12 protein-coding genes and 1 tRNA gene are annotated in these 12130 nt (G+C 36.2%); 11 read left to right on the top strand and 2 right to left on the bottom strand.

Going from position 1 to position 12130, the window contains the following annotated elements; translation table 11 throughout:
- The first annotated feature begins 133 nt into the window (after nucleotides 1-133).
- The 6 genes from LA20531_RS08150 to LA20531_RS08175 all read left to right on the top strand — a co-directional run bounded on the left by LA20531_RS08150 (nucleotide 134) and on the right by LA20531_RS08175 (nucleotide 4170).
- A complete protein-coding gene (locus LA20531_RS08150; RefSeq protein WP_056940463.1) occupies nucleotides 134-1204 on the top strand; it encodes an SEC10/PgrA surface exclusion domain-containing protein in 1071 nt (356 codons plus the stop codon).
- Nucleotides 1205-1281: 77 nt separating this feature from the next.
- Nucleotides 1282-1857: a histidine phosphatase family protein gene (locus LA20531_RS08155; protein ID WP_056940462.1), complete on the top strand. Its 576-nt coding sequence runs from the start codon at nucleotides 1282-1284 to the stop codon at nucleotides 1855-1857.
- Nucleotides 1858-1863: 6 nt separating this feature from the next.
- Nucleotides 1864-2454, top strand: a complete 591-nt coding sequence (locus LA20531_RS08160) for a histidine phosphatase family protein (RefSeq protein WP_082589039.1) — start codon at nucleotides 1864-1866, stop codon at nucleotides 2452-2454.
- Nucleotides 2455-2521: 67 nt separating this feature from the next.
- The gene (locus LA20531_RS08165; RefSeq protein ID WP_056940460.1) at nucleotides 2522-3181 is read left to right on the top strand and encodes a putative quinol monooxygenase; all 660 of its coding nucleotides are present in this window, start codon (nucleotides 2522-2524) and stop codon (nucleotides 3179-3181) included.
- Between the two features lie 52 nt (nucleotides 3182-3233).
- Nucleotides 3234-3917, top strand: coding sequence for a glycerophosphodiester phosphodiesterase family protein (locus LA20531_RS08170; RefSeq protein ID WP_056940459.1), 684 nt, complete (start codon nucleotides 3234-3236; stop codon nucleotides 3915-3917).
- A gap of 181 nt (nucleotides 3918-4098) precedes the next feature.
- Nucleotides 4099-4170, top strand: a tRNA-Gln gene (locus tag LA20531_RS08175).
- Between the two features lie 437 nt (nucleotides 4171-4607).
- On the opposite strand, the gene LA20531_RS08180 is transcribed toward LA20531_RS08175, so the two are convergent.
- Complete coding sequence (locus LA20531_RS08180; protein ID WP_056940458.1) at nucleotides 4608-5150, bottom strand: helix-turn-helix domain-containing protein; 543 nt, start codon at nucleotides 5148-5150, stop codon at nucleotides 4608-4610.
- A gap of 162 nt (nucleotides 5151-5312) precedes the next feature.
- Here LA20531_RS08180 and LA20531_RS08185 point away from each other — a divergent pair, with 162 nt between their 5' ends.
- The gene (locus tag LA20531_RS08185) at nucleotides 5313-6695 is read left to right on the top strand and encodes an IS3 family transposase (protein WP_099202202.1); all 1383 of its coding nucleotides are present in this window, start codon (nucleotides 5313-5315) and stop codon (nucleotides 6693-6695) included.
- 5 nt (nucleotides 6696-6700) lie between these two features.
- Here the strand turns inward: LA20531_RS08185 and LA20531_RS08190 are convergent, their stop codons facing one another.
- The gene (locus tag LA20531_RS08190; RefSeq protein ID WP_156399038.1) at nucleotides 6701-6898 is read right to left on the bottom strand and encodes a hypothetical protein; all 198 of its coding nucleotides are present in this window, start codon (nucleotides 6896-6898) and stop codon (nucleotides 6701-6703) included.
- 129 nt (nucleotides 6899-7027) lie between these two features.
- Between LA20531_RS08190 and LA20531_RS08195 the strand changes: the two genes are divergently transcribed.
- From LA20531_RS08195 to LA20531_RS11270, 4 genes are all read left to right on the top strand, one after another.
- The gene (locus LA20531_RS08195; protein WP_056940562.1) at nucleotides 7028-8287 is read left to right on the top strand and encodes a PTS sugar transporter subunit IIC; all 1260 of its coding nucleotides are present in this window, start codon (nucleotides 7028-7030) and stop codon (nucleotides 8285-8287) included.
- Nucleotides 8288-8335: 48 nt separating this feature from the next.
- The gene (gene bglX, locus LA20531_RS08200) at nucleotides 8336-10555 is read left to right on the top strand and encodes a beta-glucosidase BglX (protein ID WP_056940566.1); all 2220 of its coding nucleotides are present in this window, start codon (nucleotides 8336-8338) and stop codon (nucleotides 10553-10555) included.
- A gap of 107 nt (nucleotides 10556-10662) precedes the next feature.
- Nucleotides 10663-11625: a glycoside hydrolase family 43 protein gene (locus LA20531_RS08205; protein WP_056940563.1), complete on the top strand. Its 963-nt coding sequence runs from the start codon at nucleotides 10663-10665 to the stop codon at nucleotides 11623-11625.
- A gap of 44 nt (nucleotides 11626-11669) precedes the next feature.
- The gene (locus LA20531_RS11270; RefSeq protein ID WP_260191332.1) at nucleotides 11670-12104 is read left to right on the top strand and encodes a beta-xylosidase family glycoside hydrolase; all 435 of its coding nucleotides are present in this window, start codon (nucleotides 11670-11672) and stop codon (nucleotides 12102-12104) included.
- The last annotated feature ends 26 nt before the right edge of the window (nucleotides 12105-12130 follow it).

Raw genomic sequence — 12130 nt, forward strand, 5'->3', positions numbered from 1 at the left:
GCCTCGAAAATAACAATTTAATAACGGCTAAAAGGCACGCGCTTACATTCAAGTTGCGCGCTTTTTTGCTATAATAACCATATAAGTTATAAGGGATACTATTAGTGTACAGGGAACAACGGAGGCAAACCATATGTCCAAAAAGATAATGATGACTTTACTTGCCAGTGTTTGCTTGCTAACTTCCGCTACTGCAGTCACGAAATATGCCACACCACAAACTGTGCAAGCTGCTACCAAGGGTAAAGTACAAGTAAAAGGCAGTAAGAAAGTCCGACTTTATACTTCGAAGGGCAAAAAGACTAATTACTACGTTTACGCCGGTAGAAAATATTCTTATTCCAAAAAAGGTTATATAAGAATTGGCAAGAAGAAATATTCAGCTTATAAGCTTAATGCCAACTCTTACTGGATTTTGGCTAAAAATGTCAAAACAGTGAAGAATACAGCTCCAGTAACTAATCTTTATGCTCAAGCAGCAATCAGGATGCCAAGCGGCTACACTCTTTCCGCATTGCTTGATGCATATAAGGGTAGCCCAAGTCCTGAATTCGTTAAGGCTTCTATGGAAGGTATGGAGATCAACAACTTCTCACGTATCGTAGCTGGAGAAAGCAAAGACGATGACAAGATGATTGATCCTGACCATCTTTCAGCTAACGATAAAAAGGAATTGGCTGAATTCTCTTTGCGTGTAATTAACAGTGCACGTGAGCAACTTGGCTTGCGTCCATGGGTTTACAGCGAAGGTACACAAAAGTTAGCTGATGATGTTGCTAAAGAATATCAAGATCACGGCCACAGTATCAAAGATAATGGTCACTATGTTGCCGGAATCGTTAGAGCCTGCAAGAAGAATGACCTTAACTTAGATGACAACTACGTTGAAGACATGGCTGGTTTTACCATTAATAAAAAGACCATGCCAATGGGTGAAATGAAACGTGACATTTACTTTGGCTTGAAGCAAATGATCTTCGGCTTTGCCGGTGCTGGTGAAGCACAACGTAGCGATAGAAACCTTTACCGTGAATGGGAACACGCAGGTGACCTCTTTAACACCCAAGGTTCTCGTCACGACGGCGACTATAACTACTACGGTTTCAGTATTTCTAAGACCAGCAACATTTACTCAATGCACTTTATCAGTGTTCCATCATTTATCGTGAATAGTAAAGAATACAACTCTAGTTTTAGACCTTAAAATCTAGCCAAAGAGCACGCATTAAGCGTGCTTTTTTGATAAGATAAAGAAAACGAAAAAGACGGGGGAAATTTTTTGTGACAAAAACTTTATATCTTGTTCGTCATGGACAAACTTATTTTAACTACTACCACAAGGTACAAGGCCGTTGTGATTCACCACTTAACGAAAAGGGTATTCGTCAAGTAGAAATGGCACGCGATTACTTCCAAGAAAATCACATCCACTTTGATAAAGCTTTTTCTTCAACACAAGAAAGAGCATGTGATACGCTTGAAATTATCACCGACCACAAGATGCCATATACGCGTTTGAAAGACTTGCGGGAAAAATGCTATGGTATTTTTGAAGGGCGCGATGAATTCTTGTTGCCATGGAACTACAACAATCCTAATGTTGATCCAACCATGGAAAAAGACGAGGACGTTGTAGCGCGTATGCGTCGTGCCGTTGTTGAAATCTTAGACAGCGTTGACGACGGTGAAACTGCACTTATTTGCGGTCATGGCGATATTTTGGCTAAGTACGTTAGAGCTGCTACTGATAGCCCTAACTTTCCTGGTTTTGCCAATGCTTCAATTGTTAAGTTAACGGTTGATGGCGATAAAGTTCATTTTGATGATTATGTGTGGCCCGCAAAAGATTTGGGATAACTTTAAATGACAATAAATTTGTATTTGGTTAGACATGGACAGACTTTATTCAATAAAGAATATCGGATGCAAGGTAGCTGTGATTCTGCTCTAACCCCACTGGGCGTGAAGCAGATCGAGGCGACTCGTGACTACTTTGCGCAAAATGGCATTGCCTTCGATCGGGCGTATTGTTCTACGCAGGAGCGTGCTAGCGATACGCTTGAGATTATCGCTGGTCCTGAGATGGAATATGACCGTTTGAAGGAACTAAAAGAAAAAGATTATGGTATTTATGAGGGCAGAAATATTCTGCTTTGGCCGTTTAGACGTTTAGTGGGGAGTAGTACGATCGAGGACGACCGTGAAGTGACGGAGCGGATGGAACGCGGCATGAACTTGATTTTGAGGGATGCTCAAGATGGTGAAAATATCTTGGTCGTGGGTCACGGCGATAGCATGGGACACTACATCCGTGAGCGTGCCGGTGGTAATAAATTCCCTGGCTTTCATAATGCGGAATTTGCCTTGCTCCAAAGCGATGGCAACGAAGTTGAATATGAAGAAAATGTTTGGCCTGCAAAAGATGTGCGAATCGATCAAATAACTGGTAATTAGTCGTTCGAATTTGGTACATTAGCTTATAATATGTGTGTAAAAATTATGATACGAGGCTAGAAGAAAAATGGATGAAACACCAATTTTTAAAATTACTAAGTTAAATATTGCAGAAAATGATCGTAGCGAATATATTCATGAAGCAGAAAAGAATATGCATGATTCAATTCCTGCAGAAGAAGGTACTTTGCTTATTGGTAGCGGCCACGACGACGCACAAGGCGAAGACAATTACGAAGTAGAATTGTTCCGTAACAAGGGTGCAGAAGATTTACACATTGCTGAATCTCACGCTGATGACTTTGCTGAAGTAATTGACAAGATTGCTACTAGCAAGAAAGTTATCGATTTGAAGCCAGAAGTAATTACTACTCATGCCCAAAAGGCTTTAAACAGTTACGCAGACAACTTCGTTATGCGTTTAGTTAAGGTTGAAGTTAAGAAGGGTAATGAAGAAGCATTTGCTCACTCAGTTAAGAAGGAAATTACTACAAGTATTGCTTCTGAACCAGGCATGGAAATTATGATGTCCGGTACCAACAAAGAAAATCCTAATGAATGGTATTTTGTTGAAGTTTATGCAAATGATCAAGCATACGACAACCACGTACAAACACCACATTACGAAGAATACATTGAAGAAACTGACGGTATGGTTGAAAGAAGAGACGTTAAGACTCTTGTAAGAGATGTCTTAGCAACTCAAGGTGCTATTGTTTTGGATTAATAAATAAAGAAAAGGTGCCGCCACAAGGCGGTATTTTTTTGAGGGTAAAATTATGACGAACACAATCGTTTTTGCTCACCGAGGTTTGCCGGTGAAGTTTGCGGAGAATTCACTTGAAGGCTTCCGTTATGCGGTGACGCATGGCGCAGAAGGCGTGGAGTTCGATGTGCATTTGACTAAGGAAAAGGTACCAGTGGTGATGCACGATGAAGAAATCGACCGTACGACTGATGGAACGGGTTTTATCAAAGACTACACGATAAGCGAACTTAGGAAGTTTCATTTAGCTAATGGTGAGCCGGTGCCGATGCTCAGCGAATTGTTTGAAGTTTTACAAAATAGGGATATTTATATCAACCTGGAATTTAAGACCAACAAGGTTCATGATGTTGGAATCGAAGGCATCGTTTTAGCATTAGCCAAGAAGTATCATTTTGTCCATCCCATCATCTTCTCTTCCTTCAATTACCAGACCTTGAAAAATTGCCAACGGATCGATTTGCATCAGCAGTACTGCTTTTTAACGAAGATGCCGGTGGCTTTGCCAGAGCGTTTTGTGAAGAAAAATCACTTTGCGGCCATTCATCCGCATTTCTATTTGCCAAGTAAGGTAACGCAGCGGATTTGGACGGTGGATAATCCAAGAATTGCGAAGCGGTATTTCAGACTAGATGTAGCTGGGATTTTTACGAATAATTTTGAGTTGATGAATAAGGTGAAAGAGAAAAGTAGATAAAATGTGATAATCATAGTTATTCTAATTATGATTATTTATAGTCGAAAAATTGGACAACTAAAATTAATTCAAAAAATTCAAATTTTTACTTGCATTTTATTTGTCATTCCCCTATACTATTAACTGTTGAGCGGTTGAGAGATCGTTCAAATAGAACCACTCAAGTAAAAGGTTTGAAGATTGGGTTATAGCCAAGTGGTAAGGCAATGGTTTTTGGTACCATCATGCGCTGGTTCGAATCCAGCTAACCCAATAGGTGAGATCTGGCAGTGAGCTTGATCTTTTTTTATTCGTTTTGGATATTCATGTTATAATCTTTATATGAAAAGAAGCCAACGGATTGCGCCCGTTGACTTCGATCGTAGTTTTAGATAACTGTTGGTTTAGCTAATCCTTGTGATTAGCTTTTTTTGTTATCGCATAGGCTATAGCCAAATTGATAGCTAATTTGCCTAAAGCACCTAGAACGATGCCGATTGCAATAGCCCAAGCTACCACGGAGCACTAAACCTCCAAACTATCCGTTTATGCATAACTCTCACCTCCATAGTTTCAAAATATGTGAGGGGTGGTTAGTCATGCTAAAACTACTAAACACAGATAGTTGCAACATACCCATGTCTGTAAAATAGTATATCAAATTTAATTATGAAAAAACACACGTTCATTACAAACGCGCGTTTTTTTACTTTATAATCCACGTTTAATGAATTCTTTGGGTGAAATTTGATATACACGTTTGAATGCATTATAGAGATTACGATATGTAGTAAATCCAGTTTCTGCCGCTATTTCTTCTAGAGTTTTATCAGAATATTTCATTAGAGTAATAGATTTATCAAGCCTAATGGATATTAATAGGCTAGTGAAGTCCTCTCCTAAGTTGTCTTTAATTAATCGCGAAGTATAAGCCTCAGAGTATGAAAATTTTTTAGCTACATCAGGTAAAGACAACTTATTTTGATAATTTTTGTTAATGATATTAAGTAATTTAGAAATAAATTTGGTGTTGATTAGCTGATATTCATCATTTAAGTCCATCGAATAATTTTCTACTAGTAAACTTAAAAGTTCATAAATCTTTCCCAAAAGAAATAGATTTTGACTAAGATTTCGTTTATCAGAAATTGACGTTAATAGTTCACAAAAATTCTCCCGTAATTTATCATCTTGAGGCTGCTTTCTTTTGGTGGAATTAGCATTAAAAATAAAATTATGAGTGAATCTATCCAATGTTGCTCTTTGTAGAAAACTATAGGGAAGCTGTAAGCATAAAACCCAATTCTTTGAAAGGCTTTGAGTTGAATGGATTTCGTTAGGATTAATAATAATAAAATCATTTGAGTGTAAATCATGAAGTGAGACCTAAAAGTGAGACACTTTTAGGTCTTTACTATGTCTAAATTTAATAAAGAACAGAAAATAGAAATTTATCGTAAATGGAAAGATGAAAAGATTTCAATAAGTCAGTTGTCTAAAACATATAAAACGAATGTAGCTAATTTGGATTACATGCTTAGATTAATTGATATGTATGGAATCAATGTTTTAGATAGGCCTTATCAGGTTTATTCTAAGGAATTTAAAGAACAAGCAATTGAGCAAGCTGTTTTCAGTACCAAGTCATATGTACAAGTATCACTAGAACTGGGGCTTAAGAGTATTGGCACACTTAGTATTTGGCTTAGAGAATATAAGGAAAACGGGTATAATGTCATTATCAAACAGAAAGGACGCCCTGCCCGTGATCAAAGAGACTCAAAAATCACGCAAGGAATTGGAGAAAGAGATCCAAAAGCTGAAAGAAGAAAACTTGCGATTGCGTATTGTGAACGAATACGTAAAAAAACTGAAGGCCTTGGATCAAGACAAAGATCGAAAGAAATAGCTAAGGCAATTACTGATCTAAGGCATGAATTTAAGGTTAGCTTGAACTATGTCTTAGATGCAATTTCAGAGCATCCAGAGCTGCCTACGATTGCCAGAAGTTCTTACTATAAAATAATTAAACGAAAGCCTAAGAAGCCCAAGCGTTCCAAACTTATTGCAAGGATCAAGGAAATATTTAATCGTCACAAAGGACGCTATGGCTATCGTCGAGTGGCACTCCAGTTAATAAAAGAAGGCTGGAATATTACTGAGAAAACAGTCCGTTACTGGATGCATAAATTGGGTCTTAAGGGTATCAGACGCAACAAGCGTAAGTATTCAAGCTACAAGGGAACTATTGGCAAGATAGCCCCTAATTTAATTCGTCGTGATTTCTTTGCACCAATGCCCAACATGAAATGGTACACTGACATTACTGAATTTCACCTCAATGGTGAAAAGCTTTATCTATCACCTATTTTGGATGGTTGTGGAGGCGATATAGTCTCTTACACTATTTCCAAACATCCAGACATGGAGTTAGTAATGACAATGCTTGATAGGGCTTTTGCCAAGGAAACGGCTCTTAATAATTGCATCTTTCATACTGATCAGGGCTGTCAATACCAAAGTCCAAGATATCAGCGTGCTTTAAAGCTTCATGGTATTACTCAAAGCATGTCTAGAAAAGGTAATTCCATGGATGATGGGCTAATGGAAAACTTCTTTGGCTTGCTCAAAACAGAGATGTTCTATGATCAAGAATACAAGTACCATAGTCTTCAAGAATTAGCTCAAGCAATCGAAGAATATATCGAATACTATAACGAAGAAAGGATAAAGAGCAGATTAAAAGGCTTAACTCCGAAAGAATATCGGAATCAAGCCTCTATTAATCCTGTATTTTAAACTGTCTAATTTTTAGGTCTCAGTTCATCATAAGTGTTATTTTTAATTTTTACTCTAAGTGATCCGTGTTTGCAAAATAGGATTTCTGTGTTTTGATGCCAATGTGGTGGAATAATGCGACTTAAATCACGAGCGTGAAAATCAAATATTTTAAACGGTATAGCTTTATCATTTTCAATTAATTCATGGGTAATATCTGTCATTTTATTAACTCTCAATGTCATAATTTTACATGTTTCTTCATAAATCATTGTATTACAAAATCAATGTAAACGTTTTAATATTTTAACTGTAATGAATGAGCGGAATGATTTATAAAGGGAGAGAGAAAAATGAAAGATAAGGTAACTAAATTCTTCCAAAAGTTACAACCAACCTTTACGAAGATAGGTAATAACCATTACTTACAAGCAATTATGGGAGCCATGATGGCTACGTTAGGGCCTATGATCTTAGGTTCATTTGCTACATTACTTAGTGTTTATGCAAATCAATGGCATTGGACTAAAGTAGCTCAAATAAGTGGTAACGTAAATGTAGTTACTATTGGCTGTATTGCATTATATGTATCATTTTTAATGGGGAAAGATGTTGCTAAGCAATTCTTAAAGAATGATGATGGTAATTCTGCAGGTATTATTTCATTAATGTCCTTCTTGATTATCACCCCATTGGGACAACAAAAGGCTGGTGCATTTATTCCTTCAACTTGGTTAGGTGCGTCAGGTTTGTTCTCAGCAATGATTGTTGGTATTATCGCTGGTAGAGCATATGTTTACATGAGACAACATAATTGGACCATTAAAATGCCAGCAGGCGTCCCACCTATGGTTTCTGACACTTTTGCAGCTTTAATTCCTAGTTTGGTAATTGGTGTGTTCTTCACTTTAGTTGCTTTAGCATTTTCAGTAAGTTCATTTGGTAGTTTCCACCAAATGATTTATAGCTTCATCCAAACACCATTAAAGAATATTGGTGGATCTATTTGGGCAATGATTTTTATCTGCTTCTTGGAACAACTAGTTTGGTTCTTCGGTATTCATGGTACCAACGTCATTATTCCAATTGTTATGCCTATTTGGATGTCAATGGATATGCAAAACTTGCAAGCTTGGAAAGCAGGTAAACCACTTCCTAATATTACAGGTTATGCTTTCTTTAACATCGTAACTTGGAGCGGAACGGCTTTAGGATTAATTTTATTAATGTTGTTCTTTGCTAAGAGTAAGAGATATAAGACTTTAGGTAAATTAGCTGTGGTTCCAGGTTTATTTGGAATTACCGAACCAGCAATTTTCGGTACGCCATTAGTTTTAAACTTTGACTTCTTTGTACCATTTGTATTCAACAATGCGGTCTCTGTTGCAATTGCCTACGGTTTAACTAAGATTGGTCTTGTAGCTAGATTCTCAGGGATGCAATCAGTATTCGGCTTGCCGATTGGTGTTATTGCCAGCTGTGGTGGATCGGTATCAATTATTGTTATGCAACTAGTATTGCAATTAGTCTTATCACCACTTCTTTGGTATCCATGGTTTAGAATGGCAGACAACAGAGCTTATGCACAAGAGCAGGCCGGTACAGAAAAGTAATGATTTAAGAAAAGAGGCATTCCCTCTCTTTTTGGTAGGATGATTTTTATGAAAGAAACAGAATTAAAAGAATTATTGAATGATATGTCATTGGATGAGAAGATTGGGCAATTAGTTCAATTATCTGGCGAATTCTTTCAAGCTAATGATATTTCATATGGGCCAAGAGAAAAATTAGGGATTACTCAAAAGACAGTAGATTTAACTGGTTCGGTCTTAAACGTTGCAGGTGCTGAAGCAACTAGAAAAGTTCAGGATCATCAAATGGCTGTTCAACCACACCACATTCCTGTGTTGTTTATGTCGGATGTCATTTATGGATATAAAACAATTTATCCTATTCCGTTGGGATTAGGAGCTACCTGGAATCCAGATTTGGTAAAGAAAGCATTTGCTACTGCAGCAGATGAAGCTTCATCCGCCGGTATTCAAGTTGGCTATGCTCCAATGCTTGATACAGTTCATGATGCACGCTGGGGAAGAGTTCTTGAGTCTCCTGGTGAAGACCCACGTTTAAATTCTATTTATGCCCAAGCAATGGTTACGGGCTTTCAAGATGGATTAAAAGATAAAAAAGGTATTGCTTCTTGTTTTAAGCACTTTGCTGGTTATGGTGGAGTTGAAGCTGGTCGAGAATATAACAGCGTGGATATGTCTATTAGTAATTTGTATCAAAATTATTTGCCAGCATATAAAGCAGCTGTTAAAGCTGGCGCTAAAATGGCAATGACTTCTTTAACTTCACTTAATGGTGTTCCATCAACGGCAGATCAATGGCTTTTGAAGGACGTTCTTCGCAAGGCCTGGAGATTTAAAGGTATCATAATATCAGATTATGCTTCAATTTATGAATTGATCAAACATGGGTTTGCTACTGACGAAACAGACGCGTCTGAAAAAGCTATTAATGCTTCGATGGACATTGATATGAAGTCACCATGTTATGCTAATGGCCTTAAGAAACTTGTAACTAATGGTAAATTAGACGAAAAGAAAATCGATGAGACTGTTTGGCGTGTTCTTTCACTTAAAAATGAACTTCACTTGTTTGAAGATCCTTACTTCGGTTCATCAGTTGAACGTGAAAAGAAGAGCGTTTTATCAGAAGAAAAAAGAAAACTATCTAGAAAGATTGCTGAAGAAGCAATTGTTATGCTTCAAAATAAAGATAATGTCCTGCCTTTGAAGCCAAGAGATGAAAAAATTGCTTTAATTGGTCCTTATTCTACTGAACATTCATTATTAGGGATGTGGGCAGTTCATGGTGAACCTAAAGATAGTATTTCAATTGAAGAAGGTATAAAGAAGTACATTCCTAATATTAAGGTTGCTAAAGGAACTGATATTGGTAGAAATCGTAAGATGTTAGAAAAATTGGGCTTCTTTAGTAAAGAACAAATTGATCAGATGATTTCCCCAGAGGTAATTGAACAGAAGAATAATGAGCAGGCGGTGTCTCTTGCTAAACAATCTGATGTAGTCATATTGGCTATGGGAGAAAATGCTCTTGAGGCCGGTGAAGCTGGAGCTAAAACTAATCTTTGTTTACCACAAAATCAATTGTCATTAATTGATAAAATTTCTAAGTTAGGTAAAAAGGTAGTGCTTCTTATTATTAGTGGTCGTCCTTTAGTTTTAACAAATATTGTTGATAAAGTTGACGCTATCTTAGAATTCTGGTTCCCAGGGACAGAAGGCGGTAATGCAATTGCCAATATTTTATTTGGTAAGGCAAATCCGTCAGGTCGTTTAACGATGACTTTTCCATACGATGTTGGTCAAGAGCCGATTTACTATAACCATATGTCGACAGGACGTCCAGTTCACAATTCACAACATGTGGGACGATTTGTTTCTAAGTATATAGATGCACCAGCAGATCCACTTTACCCATTTGGCTATGGTTTGTCCTACGATCAAATTAAATATAGTGATTTGAAATTAGATAAAGAAAAGCTATCAAGAAATGAAGAATTAAATGTTTCTATTAAGTTAACAAATGATAGTAACTGGGACTGTAAAGAAACTGTACAATTGTATTTCCATGACAAAGTAGCTAGTTTGGTACAACCAGTTAAGCGGCTATTGGATTTCCAAAAGGTAGAAGTTCCAAAAAATAGTAGCAAAGAGGTTACATTTATGATCAAGCCACAACAGCTTGGATTCTTTGATAATCATGGTCAATACGTTTTGGAAAATGGTAAATTTGATATCTTTGTAGGTAGAAACTCAAGAGACTGCTTGCAAAAAGAATTCTTATTAGATTAAGTAAATAATTAATAATTTATTGTAGGTATTTAAAATGTTCTTTTCCCCCTCTACATTTTAAATACCTATTTTATTTTAGAAATGTAATGAAAGGTTAGCGAATTAGTATGGAATATCAAAATCCAATTTTAAGAGGAAGTCATCCAGATCCAAGTATCTGTAAAGTGAATGATGTTTATTATTTAGTTAATTCCAGTTTTGAATTTTTACCTGGGTTGCCAGTCTATCAAAGTAAAGATCTAGTTAATTGGGATCTGATTAGCCATGGCATTGATGAAAGTAATGTGGATGCTTATCCATATAGTAATTTAAAAAATTCACTTGGTATTTTTGCTCCAACAATCAGATACCATAAGGGATGCTTTTATATCATTTGTACGTTTGTTCCAAAGGGCACATTTATTATCAAGACTACAAATCCAGAGCAGGGGTGGTCTAAGCCTTTATGGCTTAACATAAATTTTATGGGAATAGATCCTTCGCTTACTTTTATTGGTCAAGATTGTTATCTTCAGATGACTAATGGTGAGGGGGCAATAGTCCAATGCAAAATAGATCTGTCAACTCTTGAAGTTTTAACTGAACCTAAAATTATTAGTTACGGTACAGGAGGCAGAGATCCAGAGGGACCACATATTTATTATAAATTTGATAAATATTGGTTAATGATAGCAGAAGGCGGAACACGTGAAGGACATATGGAAACTATGCAGGTATCTGATAATATATATGGTCCATATCATCCGGTGCGTAATAATACAATTTTAAGTAATCGTGACTATAAAGGTGAGTTGCAATGTGTAGGACATGCTGATTTAGTCGAAGTAAATAAAAACAAATTTGAATTAGTCGCTTTATCGGTTCGCCAACCTAAACATGTTCATCGCAATTTATTAGGAAGAGAAACTATCTTATTACCAGTTGATTGGAATAAAAATGGTATATGGATTAATACCATGAATAAAGAGGGTAAAGCAACTATTAATTTATCGCAGCCTATTAGCGTGGAAAAACAGGCGCGAAATTCTAACAATATTGATAAACTTGACTTCATTTCGTCTTTATATTAAAAAATTACGAACTTGATTCAAAGAACTTAATTTTCAAAAAGAACATAAGTGAGAATATAAAAAACGATTTTATTGGATTTAGACAAACTGAATTTGATGGTAAATTTACATTTTCTATTAGTAGAGAAAATCAATCTACAGAGGCAGGGGTAATAGTTTATAAAGACAATAAGCATCTGTTTAAAGCTTTATATGATAGTAAAAAGAATGCGGTAACTTTCGTTAAGCAAGATAGTGATTTAATTATTAAGAAAGAAGTGAAATTGAAAGCTGAAGGTTCAGAAATTAATTTTTCTTTGGTATTCGATAATGAAAATTATCAAGTTGTAGTTTCAAATAATAAAGAAAAAATATTAGATTCTTGTCAAACGAGACATTTTAGTTGTGAAGAAAGTGATTCTCCATTTACAGGAGTAGTAATTGGATTAATTCGCAATAAAAATGTAAAGTGTAAATTTAACAATTTGTCTCTAAAATAAAGTTTAACCACAACCAAAATAAAGAG

This window comes from Lactobacillus amylovorus DSM 20531 (assembly GCF_002706375.1).
GTDB classification, from domain to species: domain Bacteria; phylum Bacillota; class Bacilli; order Lactobacillales; family Lactobacillaceae; genus Lactobacillus; species Lactobacillus amylovorus.

What these genes read in the sequence shown, in the direction of transcription:
- LA20531_RS08150 (WP_056940463.1), top strand. Translation starts at nt 134, where the DNA reads ATGTCCAAAAAGATAATGATGACTTTACTTGCCAGTGTTTGCTTGCTA.
- LA20531_RS08160 (WP_082589039.1), top strand. Translation starts at nt 1,864, where the DNA reads ATGACAATAAATTTGTATTTGGTTAGACATGGACAGACTTTATTCAAT.
- LA20531_RS08165 (WP_056940460.1), top strand. Translation starts at nt 2,522, where the DNA reads ATGGATGAAACACCAATTTTTAAAATTACTAAGTTAAATATTGCAGAA.
- LA20531_RS08170 (WP_056940459.1), top strand. Translation starts at nt 3,234, where the DNA reads ATGACGAACACAATCGTTTTTGCTCACCGAGGTTTGCCGGTGAAGTTT.
- LA20531_RS08185 (WP_099202202.1), top strand. Translation starts at nt 5,313, where the DNA reads ATGTCTAAATTTAATAAAGAACAGAAAATAGAAATTTATCGTAAATGG.
- LA20531_RS08190 (WP_156399038.1), bottom strand. Translation starts at nt 6,898, where the DNA reads ATGACAGATATTACCCATGAATTAATTGAAAATGATAAAGCTATACCG.
- LA20531_RS08195 (WP_056940562.1), top strand. Translation starts at nt 7,028, where the DNA reads ATGAAAGATAAGGTAACTAAATTCTTCCAAAAGTTACAACCAACCTTT.
- bglX (WP_056940566.1), top strand. Translation starts at nt 8,336, where the DNA reads ATGAAAGAAACAGAATTAAAAGAATTATTGAATGATATGTCATTGGAT.
- LA20531_RS08205 (WP_056940563.1), top strand. Translation starts at nt 10,663, where the DNA reads ATGGAATATCAAAATCCAATTTTAAGAGGAAGTCATCCAGATCCAAGT.